Source organism: Pseudomonas sp. S34, from assembly GCF_009866745.1.
In the GTDB taxonomy this organism is placed as follows: Bacteria; Pseudomonadota; Gammaproteobacteria; order Pseudomonadales; family Pseudomonadaceae; genus Aquipseudomonas; species Aquipseudomonas jessenii.
Map to the genome: position 1 here is coordinate 5,755,177 of NZ_CP019398.1, position 22,174 is coordinate 5,777,350.

A 22,174-nucleotide genomic window follows, 5' to 3' on the forward strand; every position below is an offset into this window, starting at 1 on the left:
TTTGGTTTTTCTGAAGGCTATGAAATGAAAAGTAAAACAATTCGCCGCTGGTCCTTCGTCCACACCTGGTCCAGCCTGATCTGCACAGCGTTTCTGCTGATGCTGGCACTGACCGGCCTGCCGTTGATCTTTCACCACGAGATTGACCACTTGCTGGGCGATGCGCCTGAAGTGAAGGTAATGTCGGCGGACACCCCGCACCTGAATTTGCAGCAGTTGGTGGACGCGGCCGAGAAACATCGTCCCGGTGAAGTCATGCAGTACTTCGGCTTCGAGGAGGATGAGCCCAACGCAGTGCTGACCATCATGGCCGCGACCGCAGGCACCGAGCCGAACTCGTCCCACACCTTCATGCTCGACGCCCGTACTGGCGAAGCGCTGGAAACGCCATCGGCCAACGGCGGCTTCATGATGGTCATGTTGCGCCTGCACGTGGACATGTTCGCCGGCTTGCCGGGCAAGTTGCTGCTGGCGTTCATGGGAATTGTCTTCGTGGCAGCGATCGTTTCCGGCACGGTGCTGTACTTGCCGTTCATGCGCCGCTTGAAATTCGCCACCGTGCGCCAGGACAAATCCACTCGCCTGCGCTGGCTCGACCTGCATAACCTGATCGGCGTCGTGACGTTGACCTGGGCGCTGGTGGTCGGCGTAACCGGCGTCGTCAGTGCCTGCGCAGACCTACTGATTGCAGCATGGCGCAACGACACACTGGCCGCGATGATCGCGCCGTATCGCGATGCACCACCGCTGACTCAACTGGCGCCGGCCAACCGTTTGCTCGACATCGCCAAGGAAGTCGCACCGGGCATGCAGCCGGACTTCATCGCCTTCCCCGGCACACGCTTTTCCAGTGAGCACCATTACGCAGTGTTCATGAAGGGCAGCACGCACCTGACCTCGCACCTGCTGACGCCGGTTCTGATCGATGCCAGCACCCTGCAAGTCACCGCAGTGGTCGAACGCCCGTGGTACATGGACGTCATGGGCATGTCACAACCGCTGCACTTCGGTGACTACGGCGGCATGCCGATGCAGATACTCTGGGCGACCCTCGATGTGCTGACCATCATCGTGCTCGGCAGCGGGGTCTACCTGTGGGTGGTGCGGCGCAAGGCTGCCAGGCCTGTGCTGGAAAAAGCGGAGAGCGTGGCATGAAGCCCCGGCAGTCGAACTTCTGGAAAGTGTTTAGCACTCCAATCGTCATCGCCTTGTTCAGCGCGGCAGGGTTGTTTGCCGCGTTGCTCGGGGATGGTGTGTGGGATTCGCTGAGCTGGCTAGGCTTGGGCATCCCCGCCGCTGTTGCCCTGCGGGGCCTCCTGCAACGCCCCTGAAGGGACATCCCCCCCTGTAGGAGCGAGCTTGCTCGCGATGCACCCGAGAACTCCCCGGGGTGTCAGTCTTCCAACGTCATCGTTGACGACCATCGCGAGCAAGCTCGCTCCCACAAGGGGTCAAGCCATGATGCTTGAGCAATCAGACCAACGCGCTATGCTGCCCGACACTGCCACCGACCGAGACGCTGCCATGTCCGCCCCGAGCATGACCCTGTACCACAACCCGCTTTCCCCCTTCGTTCGCAAAGTCATGGTGCTGCTGCACGAAACCGGACAACAGAACCGCGTGGCGTTACAGACCAGCGTACTGACCCCGGTCAACCCGGACCTGACCCTGATCGATGACAACCCCCTGAGCAAAATCCCGGCCCTGCGCCTGGCCGATGGCAACATCATCCATGACAGCCGGGTCATCCTCGACTACCTCGACCACCAGCACGTCGGTAACCCGCTGATCCCCCGCGAAGGTTCGGCCCGCTGGCGACGCCTGACCCTCGCTTCGCTGGCCGACGGGATCATGGACGCGGCCGTGCTGGTGCGCTACGAAGTCGCCCTGCGCGCCCCGGAGAAACACTGGGACGAATGGCTCGACGGCCAGCGCGACAAGATCCGCCGTGCCTTGGCGCTGCTGGAAAAGGACGCGATTGCCGAGCTGACCTGCCATTTCGACGTGGCCGCGATCAGCGTGGCCTGTGCATTGGGTTACCTGGACCTGCGCCATCCGGATCTGGACTGGCGCACGGCGAATCCGCAACTCGCGGCGTGGTATTTCGAGGTGAGCCAGCGGCCTTCGATGATTGCGACGATGCCGAAGGTTTAGAACTTCGCCGGCTGTTCTGGCCTCTTCGCGAGCAGGCTAGCCCCCACCTTTGACTGCGGTCCCATGTGGGGGCGAGCCTGCTCGCAATGGCACCACAACGGATCTAACGCAAACAACCCGGCAATCAGCGTCGCCAACACCCTCCCCTCCCGCTGATCTTCCCGCAACCCCACCGACCGGCTCATTGCACCGCTCCAATATCGAAGTTCAGCGGTTTCCCCGTTTTCTGCCCAACCCCATACCAATCCAGCTTGCGCGTCAGCACCATAAACACGCCGAGCAAACCGAACAGCAGCAGCGAGCCCATCAACAGCGCGTAATCCTCTGCACTCAACAGCCCGTAGAGCAGCCCATACAACGCCGCCAATCCCACAGAAAAACTCAACCCGTGGCGCACGCTGCGCAACACGTGGCAAACGTAGAACCCGATCAACAACACACAACCGCTGGCGGACAACAGGTACGCCAAGGCAAAGCCGATGTGCTCGGACAACGACAGCAACAACAGGTAGAAGAACGCCAGCGCCACACCTACCAACGCATATTGCACCGGGTGTACTGCTAGGCTTTTCAGCACTTCGAACAGGAAGAACCCGGCGAAGGTCAGGACGATAAACAGCAGCGCATATTTGATCGCCCGGTCGCTTTTCAGGTACTGGTCCACGGGTTCGATGAAGCTCACGCCGAAGCTGCGACCGAACAACGCCTCACAGCCACCGCGGGACACGCAGCTGTTCAGCGTTTCTTGCAGGTTGGTGGAGAAAAACGAAGTCTGCCAATGGGCGGTAAAACCTTGATCAGTGATCTCGCGCTGGGCAGGCAGGTAGTTGCCGATGAAGCTTGGATGCGGCCAGTTGGCACTCAGCGAAACTTTGCTGGTCTTGCCCACCGGCAGGATTTGTAACTGGCCGGTACCTTGCAGCTTCAGGTCAAAACCGAAGGCCAGCTCCGTGGCCTGCTTTGTTTCCAACGCCGGCAGGGTCACGTGGACGCCTTCACCCAGCCAGCTCACTTGGCTGCCCGGAATGAAGTCCAGGTTTTGGCCGTTGAGTTCAAGCTTCAACGCGTTTTCGATACCACGAATGTCGCTGATGCCAACAGCGAGGAACGGCTGATCGAACTGGTAATCGGCGAAATCTTCCTTGATGCCCAGTTGAACCGGCAGGGAAAAGTGGCCGCTGATGCGGTTGTCTGCATGGAACAACCGTGCCTGGTAAATACCTCGGGAACGCAGTTCGGTCTGAACGTCTGCGTCGAGTTCGAAGCGCTCCGGCAGAAAATACAAACGACCGCGCTCTTCACCGATCTCCTGATAACGCTCGTTGGTTTTTTCGTGGGTCTTCCAGGTGCGCACGACTTTACGATACGGCACCACCATCAGCGGGCCGCTCAATTGCTGGCTGTAACTGGAGCTGCGGGCAATGTCTTCGAGCACACCGTCGCGCAGTTGCTGGCGCTCCTGGATCACGCCGTTGATCATCAGCAGTGGAATCAGCAACAACAGAATCAACAGGGCAATTGCCCCGAGTTTTAGGGTCAGGCTACGGTTCATGGGACTCTCCCTGTTTTGGATGGGGAGAGTCTGGATTCGGTATGTGGTGGGGCCATGGGGGGAATGTGGAGATTGTGTGGAGATTCCGCCTGCTCGCGATTGGCCGTAACTCGCTCTTAAGGCAGGTGTAACTTCACCTCCACTCCGCCGTCGACATTACCAATACTCATCGTACCGCCATGCAGCTTGACCACTTCCTCGACAAAGTTGAGCCCGAGCCCGGTGCTTTTGCGCCCACTGTCGGGACGCGGCAACGAGTAAAAACGCTCGCTCAAACGCGGCAGCGCGTAGTCGGGAATCGGCTCTGCCTGATTGAAAAGCTTGAACCCGACCTGCTCGCCTGTCCGTTCGGCGGTGAATCGCAGCACACCTTCAATAGGGGTGAAATCCAGCGCATTGTCCAGCAGATTACCCAACGCCTGACGCAGCAGAAATGGCTCGCCGATCAGCACCAGGTCCGATGGAATCGTTTGCTCTACGCGCAACTGTTTACCTTCGATTCGCGCAGATTGCGCGTTCAGCAGGCCATCCACCAAAGCCGCCAATGGCACCGCCACCCGCTGCTCCAGCCCTTGGCGTTGCTCGACCTGCGCCAGGTTCAAAAGCCGCTCGATCAGCTGCTGCATGCGCGCACTTTCACTGTCGATATTGCCGACGAAACGTTGCCGCTGTGCCAGAGGCATTTCGCCCTGTAACAGTTCCGCCGCGCCACGAATCGCCGCCAACGGACTCTTCAGCTCATGGGTCAAGGTGTGCACGTAACGTTCGACGTAGGCCTTGCCTTCAAGCTGCGTGCGCATCTGCTCCACTGCCGTGGCCAATTGCTCCAGCTCACCGCCGCGATAATGCGGCACTTCAACCCGCCGGCCTTCACTGACGCCTTGGGCGTACACCGTCAATCTTCGCAGGGCTCGGCTGAGCCACCAGGATAACAACGCGCCGAACAGCAGACCGAGGCCGATCAGCCCGGCGCCGTACACCAGCAACCGGCGTTCCGTGCGATCCACATAAGGCTGCAACGAGCTGTTGGGCTTGGCCACAGTGACCACGCCGATGATCTGGCCGTTGTCGCGAATCGGCGCGCCGACGTGCATCACCGAAGACCCCGGATCGTTCGGGTCATTGCGCGTGGAGCGTGCGCCGTATTCGCCACGCAGGGTCAGGTAGACGTCGTTCCAGCGCGAGTAATCCTGCCCCACCGCCGTCCCGCTGGAGTCCAGCACAACGATGCCCTTGACGTCGGTGACGTAGATGCGGTGGTTGACCTGATTCTTTGGCAAGCCCCAGATTTTCGCTCCGGGCTGTCGCTCACCATAGGCCTTGAGCAGTTCCGGCCAGCGGTTCTGGTTGAGGCTGCCGGCCTTGAAGTCGTCGCGCAGGATCTCGGCCATCAGGTTGGCGGTATCGACCAGGGTTTCTTCGGTGGACTGGCGCACGCCGGGGCGGATCTCCTGCATGACCGTGTTGAGCACAAAGTAGCCGGTCAGGCCGATGAACAGTGCGTAGACCAGGAAAATCCGGATTCCCAGCGGCATCAGCTTTGTCCCGGGTTGAAGCTGTAGCCGAGGCCGCGGTGGGTCTGGATCGGTTCGGCGTCAGCCTTCACCAATCGCAACTTGGCGCGCACGCTCTTGATGTGGCTGTCGATGCTGCGCTCGTAACCGGCGTCGGCGGCCACGCCCAGGGCATCGAGCAACTGTTCGCGGCTGAAGACTCGCTCGGGATGCTCCAGCAGGCATTGCAGCAAACGGAATTCATGGCGGGTCAGGGTCAGCAGTTGACCGCGATAACTGATTTGCACACGTTCACTGTCGATGCGAAACAGCGTCGCCGACGGGTCGCTCACCGTGCGGGGCACCATGCGCTTGAGAATCGCCCGGACCCGCGCCGCCACTTCTCGAGGGCTAAACGGTTTGACCACGTAATCGTCGGCGCCGATTTCCAGGCCCACGACGCGATCGATTTCGCCATCCCGGGCGCTGAGGAACATCACCGGCACTTCGCTGAAGCGCCGCAGTCGCTTGCAGGTTTCGAAGCCGCTGATGTCCGGCAGGCCGATATCGAGAATGATCAGATCCGCCGGGGTCTGGCGCTGGTGCTCCAGCGCCGCCGCGCCCAGGCTCAGCCATGTGGTGGTGAAGCCCTCGCCTTGCAGGGCGAAAACCAGGGTGTCGGCAATGGCTGCTTCGTCTTCGACAATCAGGATATGAGGCATGGCGTCCGAGCCCGGCAGTGATGTGGGCGAACGGTGACTCAAGGGGGAATCGGCGTCAATCAGGCTGTGTTAATTGGCGGCGAGGCCTGTGGTACCTAGCAGTTCTGTTAGTAGGCAATGGATGAAAACAAGCTGATTCTGATAGCCCGTCTTTTTGGTACTGACACGGAGACCAGTCAATGCCTTCGCACTCTCGCAAAACGATTCTGCTGGCAACCGATCATCAGCGCTCGGTAATAAACGCCCTGGACGAGAATCGGCCACAACCCATCGCCTACACACCCTATGGTCATCGCCCAGCCGAAAACGGCTTGCTCAGCCTGCTGGGTTTCAACGGCGAACGGCCGGACCCGCTGACCGGGCATTATCATTTGGGTAACGGATATCGGCAGTTCAATCCGGTGTTGATGCGGTTTAACAGCCCGGATAGCTTGAGTCCGTTTGGGGAGGGTGGGTTGAATGCTTATGGGTATTGCGAAGGAGATCCGAGAAATCGAGTGGATCCGACTGGGCACGTATTTGAATCTTTAATCAACTCTTTAAGAAAACTATTTAAATTTGCATCCAAACCTCAAACCCTTACAAATTTTACAGACTTAAACGAAGATATCTTACAAGAAGTATCAAAACACCTACCAAGCTCGGACATAAACAATTTGCGGCTCGTTTCAAAAAAAACAAAAACCATGATCGATCAAGTATCCAGACACAACTTTAAATCGTATTTAAACAGGAACTCACCTCATATCTTTAACCCCGACAAGCCCGCGACGCATTTGGACAAAACAATCGAAGTTGGCTTGGGGAAAATTCAGGGCATCAGCAGCTCCGAAGCAAGTAACCAAATCAGCGTAAAAATGGCAAAGAATATTTACGACACACATACCGCTTCAAATTACTCTTATAACCCAACCAGCTCTATTACAGGCCTACCAGTTTATTTTACGCGTCAGCAGAGAAAACAAATAACTTACCGGCACTCTATTTCCTTGGGAAAAGAGTCAAAAACTCCAGCCCCAGATAAAGGGTGGATCCGCGAGGTACTCCCTGATGGCGACATGCGAATGATCCGGCGCGGAAGTCGCTGAACACATTCGGAAAACTCCTAATTTATCAGCCAAGGTCTGACTAACAAAGTTAGTAATTCGGTGCAGCCAGAACGTCTTAAAACATTACTCAACAATCCGGCTTGTCCGCCGTAAACCGCCGTGCCGGATTCACCGCCGCGCCAAACTCACGCAACGCCTTGGCCCCAATCAGCAACGGATAGTTGAAGCTACTACGGTCAGTCAGGTTGACCTCGACCGTGCGTTTGACGTTGCCCAGGCACAATTCCAGATCGACCACCGGACGCTTGCTGGGCGCGGCAGTGTCTTCTTCTTCGTCCTCTTCGGAACGGGTCTTGATTTTGCTGATCCGCGAGACTTTATGCTCGTAGACCTTGTTGCTCGCATCCTTGGTCGCGAGGCGGAAACGTACCCAGTCTTCACCGTCTCGCTTGAAGGTTTCGATGTCTTTGGCCGACAGCGACGCGGTCAGGGCACCGGTGTCCATCTTGGCCTTTAGCACTTCGCCGCCGATTTCCGGCAGCGCGATGTATTCGTAACGTCCGTACAGCGTGGGCTCGGCGGCCATGACCGGCAGGGCCAGAAGAGAAAGCAGTGCGAGGAGCGATTTCACGTATGGGGCTTCCTTGAGCAATGGGCAGCGGAATTTTAGACCGTCAGTTGGCAATTCGTTCGTTCTTGGAATCGCTTCGCGGGCAAGCCACGCTCCCACAGGGTTTTGTGTCGTTCACACATCTTGTGTACACCCCAATCCACTGTGGGAGCGGGCTTGCCCGCGAAGAGGCCGGTACAATCGCCACAGTAATGTGACCGGATACTCCAACCCAGCCTACCCATCCAATGGTGAAACATTCGTCATCAGCCGATTTGGCCTGTCGCCCGAAGCTGCTTATCATGACGCGCCCAACCGCTTCCACGAGTGACTTATGCGCCGCCTGCTCACCGGCTGTTTCGTGACCCTGCTGCTCCTGCTCAACACCCTGATCCTGATCGGACCGTTGATGGTGTTTGCCCTGCTCAAACTGATCCTGCCCGGCCGTTTTCGCGATTACGCCTCATGGTCGGTGATGTGGATCGCCGAGACCTGGTCCGAGATCGACAAGCTGATCTTCCGTGTCTGCATCCCTACCCAATGGGACATCCGTGGCGGTGACGATCTGCGTCGCGACACTTCATATCTGGTGATCAGCAACCATCAATCCTGGGTCGACATCCCGGCGCTGATCCAGACGCTGAACCGGCGCACGCCGTTCTTCAAATTCTTCCTCAAGAAAGAGCTGATCTGGGTGCCCTTCCTGGGCCTGGCGTGGTGGGCGCTGGATTACCCGTTCATGAAGCGCTACAGCAAGGCGTTCCTGGCCAAATACCCGGAACTGGCCGGCAAGGATCTGGAAATCACCAGACAGGCCTGCGAATTGTTCAAGCGCCAACCGGTGACGGTGGTCAACTACCTCGAAGGCACCCGCTTCACGGCGGCTAAATGTGCCCAGCAACCGTCACCGTTCAATCACCTGCTCAAGCCCAAGGCCGGCGGGGTGGCCTTTGTGCTGGCGGCGATGGGTGAGCAGCTGGACGCGATCCTCGATGTGACAGTGGTTTACCCGCAGCAGACGATTCCGGGGTTCTGGGACTTGATCAGCGGCAACGTTCCGCGGGTCATCATCGACATCAAGACTCGCGAACTCGACCCGGCGCTGTGGCAGGGCGATTACGAAAACGACCCTGCGTTTCGCGAGAAGGTCCAGAACTGGGTCAACCAGCTCTGGATCGAGAAGGACCGGCGCATCGAGGCGTTACGCGCCGGGAGCCGCTGAATCAGCTACCGGTGTCGGTGTCGGTGCCCCAGATGCTGCCCAGGCTGCTCAGCAGCGAACCGCCGACGCCCTGCTGACCGAAGTATTGCAGGAGTACCGGGGCAAACTGGCCGATCATGCCGCTGTCCATGCCCAGGGCGCTGAAGGCGTTGTTCAGGTCGTTGGTGTCCTTGACGTTGCCCAAGGCGTTGTCCAGCCCTGCTGCTTTGCCGCTGGAGCCGAGCAGACCGGCCAGTGCCCCCAATTCCCCGCCGCCCGAGAGCATGTCGATGCCCGGCACGCTTTTGGCCAGTTCCGAGTAGTCGGTCGAGCTCAACTGGTTCTTCGCCAGCCCCAGCATCGCCCCGGCACCGCCAACGGCTTGCTCTGGGGTGATGTCCAATTCACTGAGGGTGCTCAGCAGGTTGGCGGTCTGCGGTGTCGGTGCAGCAGTCGCGGCCGCGTCATCGCCCTTCATGCCGGCAATGGCATTGACCGCATCGCCCAGATTGAACTGTGCGAAGACCGGGCTGGCTGCCAGGGTCAGGAGTGATGCCAGTGCAAAACCGCGTGAAATCTTCATTCAGACATCCTCTTGTGCCATGAAAAACGCCCGGCTTACGGGCGCAAAGCTGCCGATTTGACCGGGCAGACGCGGGCATGTTCCTCAGATCTCCATCCATTTACCATCCGCTCGTCACAAAGCAGCCCTGAAGCCTGCGGCACTATCAGATCTGCCAGTAGGCGGCTCTGTTCGAATGCGCCACAGTAAAACCCTGGATCGACAAACTCATTCAGGAACCCGGCCATGCTCCCCAATCGAGAAACTCTGCTCTGCAGTTACCGCTACGACCCGCTGGATCGTCTGGTTGATTGCACTCCCTATGCGCAGTCCCCCAACCAACGCTTTTACCTGAAAGATCGTCTAGCCACGGAGATTCAAGGTGTGGTGCAGCATTCGATCATGCAGCACGACGATAAACTGCTGGCTCAGCAGCAGCGTCAGAGCAGCACAGCAGAAACCCGCTTGCTCGCCACGGATCAACAGCGTTCGGTTTTGAATGTACTTGATGTAGCTCGACTACATCCCCTCGCCTATTCACCCTATGGTCATCGCCCTGCGGAAAGTGGCTTGCTCAGCCTGCTCGGCTTCAACGGCGAACGGCCGGATCTGGTGACGGGGTGTTATTTGTTGGGGAACGGCTATCGGGCGTTTAACCCGGTGTTGATGCGGTTTATCAGCCCGGACAGTTGGAGTCCGTTTGGGGAGGGCGGGTTGAATGGGTATGCGTATTGTGTGGGGGATCCGGTGAATCGCCATGACCCGACGGGGCACACCCCGAGTGGGTTTAAAAGAATTCTGCGTGCAATTGGGCTCATGAGAAAAAAAACACCTGTTGTGGATCTCAGCAGCACCAGAGCCGGTGCTATACCCCCCCTTCAAGGTAATCAACGGCCGCGTAATACAAGCATAGGGCCCGAGAGGATAAGCACTGACCAGACAAACATCTCAGGAACTTCAAAAACAGAACCATTAAATATTACTAAAGAAGAGGCAACCGAAAAAATTTCAACTTTACAAGAACTGCAGACGCAGATGAAAAGCAAAATCAAAGAACTAGATAAAAAATCGAACGACCTTGGAAATACCATCGCCAGCCAGGAAAGTAGAGCAGAACAATATCGCTACGACAGGCGTTCAGATCGTGAAGCTACACCCTCTAACACCTTAGAATTAATTTACAAGCGAAATGCAATACGTAATGAGCGTATAAAGCATAACAACACCCTACGCAGCACCGAAAAACTTATTGAAAAATACTTACGATATACACAATGATTAAAAACCGTTTAAAAAAAGGGCGACAACATGTCGCCCTAAATTTATTTACGCAGCACTAAACATCTTATGCGGATCAATCACAAACTTCTTCGGCACGCCTGCGTCAAACTCGCCATAACCCTGCGGCGCCTGATCCAGGCTGATCACCTGAACGCCCACCACTTCGGCGATGTTGATACGGTCCCACATGATCGCTTGCATAAGCGCGCGGTTGTACTTCATCACCGGGGTCTGGCCGGTGTGGAAGCTGTGGGACTTGGCCCATCCCAGGCCGAAGCGGATGCTCAGGCTGCCCATTTTCGCGGCAGCGTCGACAGCGCCCGGGTCTTCGGTCACGTAGAGGCCGGGGATGCCGATCTTGCCTGCCACACGCACCACGCCCATCAGCGAGTTGAGTACGGTGGCAGGTGCTTCGTGTTTCACACCATCATGGCCATGGCCACGGGCTTCGAAACCAACGGCGTCGATGGCGCAATCCACTTCCGGCTCGCCCAGCAGTGCAGCGATCTGTTCGTGCAGCGGTGTGTCCAGGGACAAGTCGGCGATCTCGAAGCCCTGAGCCTTGGCGTGGGCCAGGCGCACGGTGTTGACGTCACCGATGATCACCACAGCCGCGCCCAACAGACGGGCCGAAGCAGCCGCCGCGAGGCCGACCGGACCGGCACCGGCGATGTACACGGTGCTGCCCGGGCCGACGCCAGCGGTCACGGCGCCGTGATAGCCGGTCGGCAGGATGTCGGAGAGGCAGGTCAGGTCGCGGATTTTTTCCATCGCCCGGTCGCGATCCGGCAGTTTCAGCAGGTTGAAGTCGGCGTACGGCACCATGGCGTATTCGGCCTGGCCACCGGTCCAGTCGCCCATGTCGACGTAACCATAAGCACCGCCCGGACGCGCCGGGTTGACGCTCAGGCAGACGCCTGTGTGCATTTCTTTGCAGGAACGGCAGCGCCCGCAAGCCACGTTGAACGGTACGGACACCAGATCACCGATCTGCAGGTTCTCGACGTCGCTGCCCTTTTCGATCACTTCACCGGTGATCTCGTGACCCAGGACCAGGCCGGTTTGAGCGGTGGTACGGCCGCGCACCATGTGCTGGTCGGAACCACAGATATTGGTGGAAACCACGCGCAGGATGACCGCGTGGTTAATTTTCCTGCCACGCGGGTCCTGCATTTTCGGATAATCAATACTCTGCACTTCGACCTTGCCAGCGCCGAGATACACCACACCACGATTGCCAGACATGCTTTCACCTCGCTGTTGTTTTTATGGAACCGCGTTGCCCAGGCAGGCAGCGCGTTAAATGCTCGGGTTATTGCCGTTGTCATTTGTGTTGCTTATAAGGGCCTCATCGCGAGCAAGCTCGCTCCCACAGGTTTTTGTGTCGTTCACAAATCTTGTGTCCGCCCCCGATCCACTGTGGGAGCGAGCTTGCTCGCGATGGCGATTTAAAGAACGACCGTACGATTGGCGTTCAAAAACACTCTTCTCTCGATGTGATAGCCAACCGCCCTTGCCAAAGTCAGCCCTTCGATATCCCGCCCCTTGGCGATCAGGTCTTCCGGATAATGGCTGTGGTCCACCGCCTCGACGCCCTGGGCAATGATCGGGCCTTCATCCAGGTCGTTGTTGATGTAATGCGCTGTGGCGCCCACCAGCTTCACACCCTTGTTGTAGGCCTGGTGGTAGGGCTTGGCGCCCTTGAAACCGGGTAGCAGGGAGTGGTGGATGTTGATCGCCTTGCCATCGAGCTTGCGGCATAGCTCCGGCGACAGCACTTGCATGTAGCGCGCAAGGATCACCAGTTCCGCACCGGACTCTTCAATGATCTGCCAAACCTGACGCTCCTGCGCCGGCTTGTCGTTCGGATCCAGCGGGAAGTGGTAGTACGGAATCTGGTGCCAGTCAGCCAGTGGCTTGAGGTCCGGGTGGTTGGAGACCACGGCGGCCACGTCCATCGACAACTGGCCAATGCGCTGGCGATAGAGCAAATCGTTGAGGCAGTGATCGGCCTTGGAAACCATGATCACCACTTTCGGCCGGTAGTTCGGCGCGGTCAGTTCGAAGATCATGCCGAAGGCTTCACCGCGCTCGGCGAGGCCCGCGCGGAAGGACTGCTCGTCGAAACCGTCAGGCTGGCGGAATTCCACACGAATGAAGAAACGGCCCGAGAGTCGGTCATCGAAGGAATGGTGCTCGGTGACGTAGCAGCCCTGCTCGAACAGAAAGCGGGTCACCGCGTCCACGGTGCCGAGGACGCTGGGGCAGTCGGCGGTCAGAATCCATGTGTCTGGGGCGCGGCTCATGGTACGGTGACTCCTGTGATATCTGTAAACGGAACAGCCTTCCTGTAGGAGCGAGCCTGCTCGCGATGGACGTCAACGATGACGCGTACTTCCTGATTTAACGCGTCGCTCTCAAGTCCATCGCGAGCAGGCTCGCTCCTACAGTGATGGTGGTGATCACGCCTGAACGCTGAGGCCGAATTCGGCAGAAGCGTCCTGCAACCACAGCCACCAGTAATCCGAGAAGCTGCGACGAATCAGCAGTTCCCAGGTGTCTTCGGCGGTGTGACGGATCATCAGTTGCGACTTGGCGAACACCGTGCCGACGGCTTTGCCCACCGGGAAGTTGTTCGGGTGCACGTCGTAGCTGGTGGACTTCATCAGCACCTGGCGCACATTCGGGCCGCTCAGTTCGAGGAGTTGCTGGCCGCCGCTGACGTTGACGATCGCAATGTGCAAATCGCCCAGTGCTGCGCGCAGTTTTTGCTCGGCGGCAAGTTCTTCACCGGTCGGCACGATCAGCAGCCACTCATCCGGCCCCATCCATTGCAGACTGGTTTCGCCTTTGACGATGACGCTCAGCGCGCCCGGCAACTCGATGCCCAGGGCCTTGTGCACTCCCGCGGCAAATGCGGCATCGTGGCCATCGCCACGGATGGTCAGGTGGCCGAGGAGTTTTTTCTCACGCACGGTCACGCCGGCGTTCTTGCGACCCTTGCCCACCAGGCTGGCGAGGTCGGCGTGATGCAGCGACGACTCGGCCTTGGCCCCGGAGGTTGGGCGTTGTTGGTAAACATTGGCTGCGGTCATAAAGCACCTGCTCTAAATTCTGTTGGCTTCTGTGGAGACTGTTCTGCCGCCTTCGCGAGCAAGCCCGCTCCCACATTGATTGATGCCTGACTCATATTCCCTTGTCGACTTCGGTCCTGTGGGAGCGGGCTTGCTCGCGAAAGCGGCAGCAGGCTCACCACAGGATCCAAGGCCATTAAACGTTCTGGCGCTCACCCTTCGGATCGAAGAACACCGAAGAAACGATTTCCGCCTCGATCACGCTGCCATCGGCCAGCGGTGCAAACACTCGCTCGCCCATCCGCTGCAACCCGCCCTTGACCACGCCCATGGCAAACGAATAGCCCAGGGAGTTGTGCAGGTAACTGGAAGTCACGTGACCCACCATGGTCATCGGGATGGCTTGCTTGGTGTTGAACACCAGTTGCGCACCTTCCGGCAGCCACTTGGTCGGATCGATCGGCTTCAGGCCAACCAGCTGTTTGCGCTGATCACGCACGCAGTCTTCACGGTTCATGCCACGCCAGCCGATCCACGAGAACGGTTTGGTGCGACCGACACACCAGCCCATGTTCAGGTCGTCCGGGGTCATCGAGCTGTCAGTGTCCTGACCGACGATGATGAAGCCCTTCTCGGCCCGCAGCACGTGCATGGTTTCTGTGCCGTACGGCGTCAGGTTGTACTTCTTGCCGGCGTCGACGATTTTTTCCAGCACGCCCATGGCGTAGTCGGCTTGCACGTTGACTTCGTACGACAGTTCACCGGTAAACGAAATCCGGAACACCCGCGCCGGCACACCACCGACCAGACCTTCTTTCCAGGTCATGAACGGGAAGGCTTCGCTGCTCAGGTCGATGTCGGTGACTTCAGCAAGCAGCTTGCGGCTGTTCGGCCCGGACAGGGTCATGGTCGCCCAGTGGTCGGTGACGGAGGTGAAGTACACCTTCATGTCCGGCCATTCGGTCTGGTGGTACAGCTCCAGCCACTGCAGCACACGAGCCGCGCCGCCGGTGGTGGTGGTCATGACGAAATGGTTGTCGGCCAGGCAAGCCGTCACGCCGTCGTCGAAGACCATGCCGTCTTCTTTGCACATCAGGCCGTAACGGGCCTTGCCCACATCGAGCTTGGTCCAGGCGTTGGTGTAGACGCGGTTGAGGAACTCACGCGCATCCGGGCCCTGGATGTCGATCTTGCCCAGGGTCGAAGCATCGAGCAGGCCGACGCTGTCGCGCACGGCTTTGCATTCGCGCTTCACCGCGGCATGCAGGTCTTCACCGGATTTCGGGAAGTACCAAGGACGCTTCCACTGGCCGACGTCTTCGAACTCGGCGCCGTTTTTCAGGTGCCATTGATGCAGTGCGGTGTAACGCACCGGCTCGAAGATGTGTCCGCAGTGACGACCGGCCACGGCGCCGAAAGTCACCGGCGTGTAGTTCGGACGGAACATGGTGGTGCCCATCTGCGGGATGGTCACGTTCAGCGAGCGGGCAGCGATGGCCAGACCGTTGACGTTGCCGAGCTTGCCCTGATCGGTGCCGAAGCCCAGTGCGGTGTAGCGCTTGACGTGCTCGACCGACTCGAAGCCCTCGCGGGTCGCCAGTTCGATGGCGGCGGCGGTGACATCGTTTTGCAAGTCGACGAATTGCTTCGGTGCCCGTGCGGTGCTCTTTTCATGGGGCACCTGGAACAGCGCCAGGGTCGGCTCTTCGAGACGGCTCAGGGCTTTCGGCAGTACGCCTTCAACCGTCTGGAATCCGGCTTCAGCAGCGGCGCGAGCGCCACCTTCAAAACCGTCGGCCAGGGAATCGCCAAGGCCGTAGACGCCGTTGATGCCGCCGACACACACGCGTTTCTGCGGTGCTTCGCCCGGTACGAAACCGAGGATGTCTTCACGCCAGATCGGCTTGCCACCCAGGTGCGAAGCCAAGTGAACCACCGGGCTGTAGCCACCGGAGCTGGCGACCACGTCGCAGTCGAGCCATTCGCCAGGACTGGTCACGGTGTGGGCTTTGACATCGATGGCGGCCACACGGGCAGCAGTCACGTGCTTGCTGCCACGAGCCTCGATCACGGCACTGCCGGTGAGGATGCGGATGCCTTTGGCGCGGGCTTCTTCCACCAGCGCACCACGCGGATTGCTGCGGGCGTCGGCGATGGCCACCACTTGCAGGCTGGCATCGAGCCAATCCAGGGCAACGCGGTAGGCGTGGTCGTTGTTGGTCGACAGCACCAGCTTCTTGCCCGGTGCCACGCCGTAACGACGCACGTAGGTCGAGATGGCGCCGGCGAGCATGTTGCCCGGCACGTCGTTGTTGCCGTAGACCAATGGACGCTCGTGAGCGCCGGTTGCCAGTACCACGCGATTGGCGCGGACCCGGTGAATGCGCTGACGCACCTGGCCAATCGGTGCGCGGTCGCCGAGGTGATCGGTCAGGCGCTCGTGAATGGTCAGGAAGTTGTGGTCGTGGTAGCCGTTGACGGTGGCGCGCGGCAACAGCAGCACGTCCGGGGTGTTCTTCAGCTCGTCGATGACGCTGGCCACCCACTCCATCGCAGGCTTGCCGTCGAGGCTTTCGCGGGAATCGAGCAGGCTGCCGCCGAACTCTTCCTGTTCATCGGCGAGGATTACCCGGGCACCGCTGCGCGCAGCCGCCAGGGCAGCCGCCAGGCCAGCAGGGCCGGCACCGACGATCAGCACGTCGCAGTGCTGGTTCATGTAGTCGTAGGTGTCCGGATCGTTTTCGGTCGGCGAGCGACCAAGACCGGCGGCCTTACGAATGTACTTCTCGTAGGTCATCCAGAACGATTGCGGGTACATGAAGGTTTTGTAGTAGAAGCCCGGTGGCATCAGCTTGCCGCCGACCTTGCCGAGAATCCCCATCATGTCGTTGTTCACGCTCGGCCAGCCGTTGGTGCTAGTGGCGACCAGGCCCTGATACAGCGCCTGTTGCGTAGCACGCACGTTCGGGATCTGCGTGGCTTCGGTGGCGCCGATCTGCAGCACCGCGTTCGGCTCTTCGGCACCGGCGGCGAAGATGCCGCGCGGACGAGAATACTTGAAGCTGCGACCGATGATATCGACGCCGTTGGCCAGCAGTGCAGCGGCCAGGGAATCGCCTTCGAAGCCTTTGTAGTTCTGGCCGTTGAAGGTGAAGGTCAAGACTTTGTTGCGGTCGATCCGTCCGCCGTTGGACAGGCGATTGATCTGGCTCATACCTTCTCTCCCAGAGCCGTGCTGGCCGCTTTCGGGCTATCGGTCTTGTCGGTGAATTGTGGCTTGGTGCCGATCTTGTAGGTTTCGAGAATCTCGTAGGTCACGGTGTCGCGGGTGACGTTGAAGTACTGACGGCAACCGGCGACGTGATCCCACAGCTCGTGGTGCAGACCGCGCGGGTTATCGCGGAAGAACATGTAGTCGCCCCACTCCTCGTCGGTGCAACTGCTCGGGTCCAGTGGGCGCGGGATGTGCGCCTGGCCGGATGCATGGAATTCCTCTTCGGAGCGCAGTTCGCCGCAGTGAGGACAGAAGATATGCAACATAGGGATTTCTCCTGTTAGTGGGCGACTGCTGCAGCGCCGTGTTCGTCGATCAACGCACCGCTGTGGAAACGGTCGATGGAGAAAGGTGCGGCCAGTGGGTGCATTTCACCCTTGGCCAGGCTTGCGGCAAATACGTTGCCCGAGCCAGGTGTAGCCTTGAAGCCACCGGTGCCCCAACCGCAGTTGAAGAACATGTTCGGTACCGGGGTTTTCGAAATGATCGGGCAGGCATCCGGCGTGGTGTCGACGATGCCGCCCCACTGACGGTTCATGCGTACCCGCGACAGCACCGGGAACATCTCGACGATGGCCTGGATGGTGTGTTCGATCACCGGGTACGAACCACGCTGGCCGTAGCCGTTGTAGCCGTCGATACCGGCGCCGATCACCAGGTCGCCCTTGTCGGACTGGCTGATGTAACCGTGTACGGCGTTGGACATGATCACGCTGTCGATAATCGGCTTGATCGGCTCGGACACCAGCGCTTGCAGCGGGTGGGATTCGATCGGCAGGCGGAAACCGGCGAGCTTGGCCATGTGCCCGGAGTTACCGGCGGTCACGACGCCGACGCGCTTGGCGCCGATGAAGCCCTTGTTGGTTTCAACGCCGATGCACACGCCGTTTTCCTTGCGGAAACCGATCACTTCGGTCTGCTGGATCAGGTCCACGCCCAATGCATCGGCGGCCCGGGCAAAGCCCCAGGCCACGGCATCGTGACGGGCCACGCCGCCGCGACGCTGGACGGTGGCGCCCATCACCGGGTAGCGAGTGTTCTTGGAGCAGTCGAGGTACGGAATCTCGTCGGCAACCTGCTTGGCATCGAGCAGTTCACCGTCCACGCCATTGAGGCGGTTGGCGCTGACCCGACGCTCGGAATCACGAATGTCCTGCAGGGTGTGGCACAGGTTGTAGACGCCACGCTGGGAGAACATCACGTTGTAGTTGAGGTCCTGGGACAGGCCTTCCCACAGTTTCATCGCGTGTTCGTACAGGTGCGCCGACTCGTCCCACAGGTAGTTGGAGCGAACGATGGTGGTGTTGCGCGCGGTGTTACCGCCGCCCAGCCAGCCTTTCTCGACCACGGCCACGTTGGTGATGCCGTGTTCCTTGGCCAGGTAGTAGGCCGTGGCCAGACCATGCCCGCCACCACCGACGATGACCACGTCGTAGACCTTTTTAGGGGTCGGCGTGCGCCACATTTTCTGCCAGTTTTCATGATGGCTGAGAGAGTGTTTGAAGAGGCCGAAGCCCGAGTAGCGTTGCATAGTCATTTACTCCAAAACCGCACTCAGCGATAAACCGGGAAGTCCGCGCACAGGGCTGCCACTTGCTCGGCGACATTGGCCTCGACATCGGCGTCGCCGAGGTTGTCGAGGATGTCGCAGATCCAGCCGGCCAGCGTGACGCACTGGGTCACCTTGAAGCCGCGAGTGGTGACCGCCGGGGTGCCGATGCGCAGGCCAGAGGTCACGAACGGCGACTGTGGATCGTTCGGGACAGCGTTCTTGTTCACAGTGATGTGGGCGCGACCGAGTGCTGCATCCGCCTCTTTGCCGGTGAGGCCCTGACGGATCAGGCTGACCAGGAACAGGTGGTTGTCGGTACCGCCGGACACTACATCGTAGCCGCGTTTGATAAACACGCCGGCCATGGCCTGGGCGTTGTCGATCACTTGCTGCTGATAAGCCTTGAAGCCAGGCTCCAGCGCTTCCTTGAAGCACACCGCCTTACCGGCGATCACGTGCATCAGCGGGCCGCCCTGGGCACCGGGGAAAACTGCTGCGTTGAGCTTCTTCTCGATTTCTTCGTTGGACTTGGCCAGGATCAGGCCGCCACGCGGACCGCGCAGGGTCTTGTGGGTAGTGGTGGTGACCACATCGGCGTAAGGCAGCGGGTTCGGGTACAGACCAGCGGCAACCAGACCGGCCACGTGGGCCATGTCGACGAACAACAGCGCACCGACCTTGTCCGCGATCTGGCGGAAGCGCGGGAAGTCGAGGGTCTTGGAGTAGGCCGAGAAGCCAGCAACGATCATCTTCGGCTTGTGCTCGACGGCCAGGCGCTCGACTTCGTCGTAATCGATCAGGCCGGTGTTGGTGTCGATGCCGTACTGCACGGCGTTGTACAACTTGCCCGAGGACGACACTTTGGCACCGTGGGTCAGGTGACCGCCGTGGGCCAGGCTCATGCCGAGAATGGTGTCGCCGGCTTGCAGCAGGGCCAGGTACACGGCGCTGTTGGCCGAGGAACCGGAGTGCGGCTGGACGTTGGCGTAATCGGCACCGAACAGTTGCTTGGCGCGCTCGATGGCCAGCGCCTCAACCTTGTCGACGTGTTCGCAGCCACCGTAGTAGCGCTTGCCCGGATAACCTTCGGCGTATTTGTTGGTCAGGCCACTGCCTTGCGCTTCCATGACGCGCTTGCTGGTGTAGTTCTCTGACGCGATCAGCTCGATGTGATCTTCCTGACGTTGCTCCTCGGCATTCATCGCCGCCAGCAGTGCATCGTCGTAACCCTGGATCTTGTCTTGCTTGCTGAACATCGCGTCTCTCCCAGCGGCGGCGGTGCGCCATTCGTCTCGGTGAGGCACTGGCTTTTCGGCAGTGCCCTTTGGTAGCGATGGTATGACTGGCTTGGAGTCGTCAAATGCCTACGGGCGCCACGCAAAGGTGCGTTTACGACATGGCGGGAAATGGCAAGCCGCAAGCAAACCTCAAATCAGCCTGGATCCCTTGTGGGAGCGGGCTTGCTCGCGAATTCTGCGTATCAGTAAGTATTGAAGTGACTGACACCCCGCTTTCGCGAGCAAGCCCGCTCCCACAGGGTTATGCGAGCACCTGACGCAAAGTCAGCAAAGCGACGAAATGCGCGGGATACAGGGCATACGCCCAACGCCGCATCGGTGGTGGATTTACGCCCTTTGCGTGTCGCAACAAGAACAGCCCGAGCCATGGCGCAATCAGGCACGTGACGATGGCCGGAAACGCCGCGACATTGCCCAGGCGAGCGGCGTGATACAGCACCTGCCATTGATTGGCCGCCAGACAGACCAGCCCCGCCAATAGCGCGAAATACCAGGGTCGCTGAAGTACCAGCAGCAAGGCCAGCGGCAACAGAACGCCAAAGAAACCGAACATCAATCGCTGGGAGAAAAACCCTGCCAGCAGCAACGCGCCGACGGCCAGCAGGCGCGACGCAAGCACCGGCTGCTGCCAGCCACGAATCACCAGCAAGCCCAGGGCAAGGGTGGGCAGCACGTTCAAGGTGTCGGGATTGTGAATATACATCCGGTAAGGAATTTCACTCACCGCGCTAAACAGCAGCAACCAGCCCAGATAGCGCCATTGCCCACCGTCCAGCACAACAGGCTTTCGTGACAGATTGGCCGCCATCGCCAGGCAGAACCACGGGAATGCCAGCCGCCCCGGCACATACAACAGATCGGCGGAATAACCGACATATCGCAGGTGATCGAGCACCATGCTTAAAAGCGCCAGCCACTTGAGCAGATCCAGTGCCCCGTCGCGCTGCTTTAAGTGCATGGCCTTGTGCATCGTCACGTGCATAATTGCCCTTCGACTGTGTATGTTCCCGACAGCGACATCCTGTGCGCTCCACCTGACGATCTTGGGTACAGTGCGCACCCTCATTGACCACGGGACGCTTCACCATAGGCATCTCGACCACGGAAGCAGGCCATGACCGACAAGAGCCAACAATTCGCCAGCGACAACTATTCCGGCATCTGCCCTGAAGCCTGGGCCGCCATGGAGCAGGCCAACCACGGCCACCAGCGCGCATACGGCGACGACGAGTGGACCGCCCGCGCCTCCGACGGATTCCGCAAACTGTTCGAAACCGACTGCGAAGTGTTTTTTGCCTTCAACGGCACCGCCGCCAACTCGTTGGCGCTGTCGTCGTTGTGCCAGAGTTACCACAGCGTGATCTGCTCGGAAACAGCTCACGTCGAAACCGATGAATGCGGCGCACCGGAATTCTTCTCCAACGGCTCCAAACTGCTGATCGCCCGTACTGAAAACGGCAAGTTGACCCCGAAATCGATCCGCGAGGTCGCGCTCAAGCGCCAGGACATCCACTACCCGAAACCCCGTGTGGTGACCCTGACCCAGGCCACCGAAGTCGGCAGCGTCTACACCCCGGACGAAATCCGCGCCATCAGCGCCACCTGCAAAGAACTGGGCCTGAACCTGCACATGGACGGCGCACGATTCTCCAACGCCTGCGCCTTCCTCGGCTGCACCCCGGCTGACCTGACCTGGAAGGCCGGCGTCGACGTGCTGTGCTTCGGCGGCACGAAGAACGGCATGGCCGTGGGCGAGGCGATTCTGTTCTTCAACCACAAACTGGCCGAAGACTTCGATTACCGCTGCAAACAGGCCGGGCAGCTTGCTTCAAAAATGCGCTTCCTGTCGGCGCCGTGGGTCGGGATCCTGGAAAACGACGCCTGGCTCAAATACGCCAACCACGCCAACCACTGCGCGCAGTTGCTGGCCGAACTGGTCAGCGACATCCCCGGCGTGGAGCTGATGTTCCCCGTACAGGCCAACGGCGTGTTCCTGCAACTGTCGGAACCGGCCATCGCCGCACTGACCGCCAAGGGCTGGCGCTTCTACACCTTCATCGGCAACGGCGGCGCACGCTTCATGTGCTCGTGGGACACCGAGCAAGAGCGCGTGCGTGAATTGGCGAAGGACATTCGCGAAGTGATGTCTCACTAACCTCCCCCTGTAGGAGCGAGCCTGCTCGCGATGGGCGCTAACGAAAACGCGTGCTTTCTGGATAAACGCAGCGCCTTCAAGTCCATCGCGAGCAAGCTCGCTCCTACAAAAAGCCCCACAGCCTGACCGTTCGCACCTGAAGTCTTGGTCTACATTGTCTGTCGATCCGTACAGATAACAACAATCAGGAGCGTACG

20 protein-coding genes are annotated in these 22,174 nt (G+C 59.6%); 7 read left to right on the forward strand and 13 right to left on the reverse strand.

Annotation, left to right across the window (positions count from 1 at the left end; all coding sequences use genetic code 11):
* The first annotated feature begins 24 nt into the window (after positions 1–24).
* The 3 genes from PspS34_RS25840 to PspS34_RS25850 all read left to right on the forward strand — a co-directional run bounded on the left by PspS34_RS25840 (position 25) and on the right by PspS34_RS25850 (position 2,154).
* Positions 25–1,155, forward strand: coding sequence for a PepSY domain-containing protein (locus PspS34_RS25840; RefSeq protein WP_154861012.1), 1,131 nt, complete (start codon positions 25–27; stop codon positions 1,153–1,155).
* Complete coding sequence (locus PspS34_RS25845; RefSeq protein WP_057713012.1) at positions 1,152–1,331, forward strand: hypothetical protein; 180 nt, start codon at positions 1,152–1,154, stop codon at positions 1,329–1,331. Before PspS34_RS25840 ends, PspS34_RS25845 begins: the two co-directional genes overlap by 4 nt.
* Before the next feature lie 193 nt (positions 1,332–1,524).
* Entirely contained in the window at positions 1,525–2,154 is a 630-nt protein-coding gene (locus tag PspS34_RS25850) for a glutathione S-transferase family protein (RefSeq protein ID WP_057716548.1), read from the forward strand.
* 181 nt (positions 2,155–2,335) lie between these two features.
* Here the strand turns inward: PspS34_RS25850 and creD are convergent, their stop codons facing one another.
* The 3 genes from creD to creB all read right to left on the reverse strand — a co-directional run bounded on the left by creD (position 2,336) and on the right by creB (position 5,921).
* Positions 2,336–3,706, reverse strand: a complete 1,371-nt coding sequence (gene creD / locus PspS34_RS25855) for a cell envelope integrity protein CreD (RefSeq protein ID WP_154861010.1) — start codon at positions 3,704–3,706, stop codon at positions 2,336–2,338.
* 116 nt (positions 3,707–3,822) lie between these two features.
* Positions 3,823–5,241 carry a two-component system sensor histidine kinase CreC gene (gene creC, locus PspS34_RS25860; RefSeq protein WP_154861009.1) on the reverse strand — a complete coding sequence of 473 codons (1,419 nt, stop codon included), beginning with the start codon at positions 5,239–5,241 and terminating at the stop codon, positions 3,823–3,825.
* The gene (gene creB, locus PspS34_RS25865) at positions 5,241–5,921 is read right to left on the reverse strand and encodes a two-component system response regulator CreB (RefSeq protein WP_154861008.1); all 681 of its coding nucleotides are present in this window, start codon (positions 5,919–5,921) and stop codon (positions 5,241–5,243) included. The genes creC and creB overlap by 1 nt, the downstream gene beginning before the upstream one ends.
* A 179-nt stretch (positions 5,922–6,100) precedes the next feature.
* Between creB and PspS34_RS25870 the strand changes: the two genes are divergently transcribed.
* The gene (locus PspS34_RS25870; protein ID WP_154861007.1) at positions 6,101–7,009 is read left to right on the forward strand and encodes an RHS repeat-associated core domain-containing protein; all 909 of its coding nucleotides are present in this window, start codon (positions 6,101–6,103) and stop codon (positions 7,007–7,009) included.
* An 88-nt stretch (positions 7,010–7,097) separates the two neighbouring features.
* On the opposite strand, the gene PspS34_RS25875 is transcribed toward PspS34_RS25870, so the two are convergent.
* On the reverse strand, positions 7,098–7,601 hold the full coding sequence (locus tag PspS34_RS25875; protein ID WP_150813800.1) for an ATP-dependent zinc protease: 504 nt from the start codon (positions 7,599–7,601) through the stop codon (positions 7,098–7,100).
* A gap of 313 nt (positions 7,602–7,914) precedes the next feature.
* On the opposite strand from PspS34_RS25875, the gene PspS34_RS25880 reads away from it, so the two are divergent.
* Positions 7,915–8,802 (forward strand): acyltransferase, encoded by an 888-nt coding sequence (locus PspS34_RS25880; RefSeq protein WP_154861006.1) that lies wholly within the window; start codon positions 7,915–7,917, stop codon positions 8,800–8,802.
* 1 nt (position 8,803) lies between these two features.
* On the opposite strand, the gene PspS34_RS25885 is transcribed toward PspS34_RS25880, so the two are convergent.
* Positions 8,804–9,364, reverse strand: a complete 561-nt coding sequence (locus tag PspS34_RS25885; protein WP_154861005.1) for a DUF2780 domain-containing protein — start codon at positions 9,362–9,364, stop codon at positions 8,804–8,806.
* Positions 9,365–9,589: 225 nt separating this feature from the next.
* Here PspS34_RS25885 and PspS34_RS25890 point away from each other — a divergent pair, with 225 nt between their 5' ends.
* On the forward strand, positions 9,590–10,621 hold the full coding sequence (locus PspS34_RS25890; protein ID WP_154861004.1) for an RHS repeat-associated core domain-containing protein: 1,032 nt from the start codon (positions 9,590–9,592) through the stop codon (positions 10,619–10,621).
* A gap of 48 nt (positions 10,622–10,669) precedes the next feature.
* Here the strand turns inward: PspS34_RS25890 and fdhA are convergent, their stop codons facing one another.
* The 8 genes from fdhA to PspS34_RS25930 all read right to left on the reverse strand — a co-directional run bounded on the left by fdhA (position 10,670) and on the right by PspS34_RS25930 (position 20,780).
* Positions 10,670–11,869, reverse strand: a complete 1,200-nt coding sequence (gene fdhA, locus PspS34_RS25895; protein WP_090451825.1) for a formaldehyde dehydrogenase, glutathione-independent — start codon at positions 11,867–11,869, stop codon at positions 10,670–10,672.
* A 203-nt stretch (positions 11,870–12,072) separates the two neighbouring features.
* Positions 12,073–12,930 (reverse strand): formyltetrahydrofolate deformylase, encoded by an 858-nt coding sequence (purU, locus tag PspS34_RS25900; protein ID WP_150813796.1) that lies wholly within the window; start codon positions 12,928–12,930, stop codon positions 12,073–12,075.
* Positions 12,931–13,086: 156 nt separating this feature from the next.
* Entirely contained in the window at positions 13,087–13,719 is a 633-nt protein-coding gene (soxG, locus tag PspS34_RS25905; protein WP_150813795.1) for a sarcosine oxidase subunit gamma family protein, read from the reverse strand.
* A 175-nt stretch (positions 13,720–13,894) separates the two neighbouring features.
* Entirely contained in the window at positions 13,895–16,912 is a 3,018-nt protein-coding gene (locus PspS34_RS25910; RefSeq protein ID WP_102672491.1) for a sarcosine oxidase subunit alpha, read from the reverse strand.
* Entirely contained in the window at positions 16,909–17,238 is a 330-nt protein-coding gene (locus tag PspS34_RS25915; RefSeq protein WP_057713000.1) for a sarcosine oxidase subunit delta, read from the reverse strand. Before PspS34_RS25915 ends, PspS34_RS25910 begins: the two co-directional genes overlap by 4 nt.
* 14 nt (positions 17,239–17,252) lie before the next feature.
* On the reverse strand, positions 17,253–18,503 hold the full coding sequence (locus PspS34_RS25920; RefSeq protein WP_007907561.1) for a sarcosine oxidase subunit beta: 1,251 nt from the start codon (positions 18,501–18,503) through the stop codon (positions 17,253–17,255).
* 23 nt (positions 18,504–18,526) lie between these two features.
* Entirely contained in the window at positions 18,527–19,780 is a 1,254-nt protein-coding gene (glyA, locus tag PspS34_RS25925; protein WP_102672492.1) for a serine hydroxymethyltransferase, read from the reverse strand.
* Between the two features lie 283 nt (positions 19,781–20,063).
* Positions 20,064–20,780, reverse strand: a complete 717-nt coding sequence (locus tag PspS34_RS25930) for a TraX family protein (protein ID WP_154861003.1) — start codon at positions 20,778–20,780, stop codon at positions 20,064–20,066.
* A 156-nt stretch (positions 20,781–20,936) separates the two neighbouring features.
* On the opposite strand from PspS34_RS25930, the gene PspS34_RS25935 reads away from it, so the two are divergent.
* A complete protein-coding gene (locus tag PspS34_RS25935) occupies positions 20,937–21,977 on the forward strand; it encodes a low specificity L-threonine aldolase (RefSeq protein ID WP_154861002.1) in 1,041 nt (346 codons plus the stop codon).
* Positions 21,978–22,174 lie beyond the last annotated feature (197 nt).

Bases quoted from the DNA above. Each gene is read 5' to 3' on its own strand.
- PspS34_RS25920 (WP_007907561.1), bottom strand. From the start codon at position 18,503: ATGCAACGCTACTCGGGCTTCGGCCTCTTCAAACACTCTCTCAGCCAT.
- glyA (WP_102672492.1), bottom strand. From the start codon at position 19,780: ATGTTCAGCAAGCAAGACAAGATCCAGGGTTACGACGATGCACTGCTG.
- creC (WP_154861009.1), bottom strand. From the start codon at position 5,241: ATGCCGCTGGGAATCCGGATTTTCCTGGTCTACGCACTGTTCATCGGC.
- PspS34_RS25840 (WP_154861012.1), top strand. From the start codon at position 25: ATGAAAAGTAAAACAATTCGCCGCTGGTCCTTCGTCCACACCTGGTCC.
- PspS34_RS25880 (WP_154861006.1), top strand. From the start codon at position 7,915: ATGCGCCGCCTGCTCACCGGCTGTTTCGTGACCCTGCTGCTCCTGCTC.
- PspS34_RS25885 (WP_154861005.1), bottom strand. From the start codon at position 9,364: ATGAAGATTTCACGCGGTTTTGCACTGGCATCACTCCTGACCCTGGCA.
- fdhA (WP_090451825.1), bottom strand. From the start codon at position 11,869: ATGTCTGGCAATCGTGGTGTGGTGTATCTCGGCGCTGGCAAGGTCGAA.
- purU (WP_150813796.1), bottom strand. From the start codon at position 12,930: ATGAGCCGCGCCCCAGACACATGGATTCTGACCGCCGACTGCCCCAGC.
- PspS34_RS25850 (WP_057716548.1), top strand. From the start codon at position 1,525: ATGTCCGCCCCGAGCATGACCCTGTACCACAACCCGCTTTCCCCCTTC.
- PspS34_RS25930 (WP_154861003.1), bottom strand. From the start codon at position 20,780: ATGCACTTAAAGCAGCGCGACGGGGCACTGGATCTGCTCAAGTGGCTG.
- PspS34_RS25935 (WP_154861002.1), top strand. From the start codon at position 20,937: ATGACCGACAAGAGCCAACAATTCGCCAGCGACAACTATTCCGGCATC.
- creD (WP_154861010.1), bottom strand. From the start codon at position 3,706: ATGAACCGTAGCCTGACCCTAAAACTCGGGGCAATTGCCCTGTTGATT.
- creB (WP_154861008.1), bottom strand. From the start codon at position 5,921: ATGCCTCATATCCTGATTGTCGAAGACGAAGCAGCCATTGCCGACACC.
- PspS34_RS25910 (WP_102672491.1), bottom strand. From the start codon at position 16,912: ATGAGCCAGATCAATCGCCTGTCCAACGGCGGACGGATCGACCGCAAC.
- PspS34_RS25845 (WP_057713012.1), top strand. From the start codon at position 1,152: ATGAAGCCCCGGCAGTCGAACTTCTGGAAAGTGTTTAGCACTCCAATC.
- soxG (WP_150813795.1), bottom strand. From the start codon at position 13,719: ATGACCGCAGCCAATGTTTACCAACAACGCCCAACCTCCGGGGCCAAG.
- PspS34_RS25915 (WP_057713000.1), bottom strand. From the start codon at position 17,238: ATGTTGCATATCTTCTGTCCTCACTGCGGCGAACTGCGCTCCGAAGAG.
- PspS34_RS25870 (WP_154861007.1), top strand. From the start codon at position 6,101: ATGCCTTCGCACTCTCGCAAAACGATTCTGCTGGCAACCGATCATCAG.
- PspS34_RS25890 (WP_154861004.1), top strand. From the start codon at position 9,590: ATGCTCCCCAATCGAGAAACTCTGCTCTGCAGTTACCGCTACGACCCG.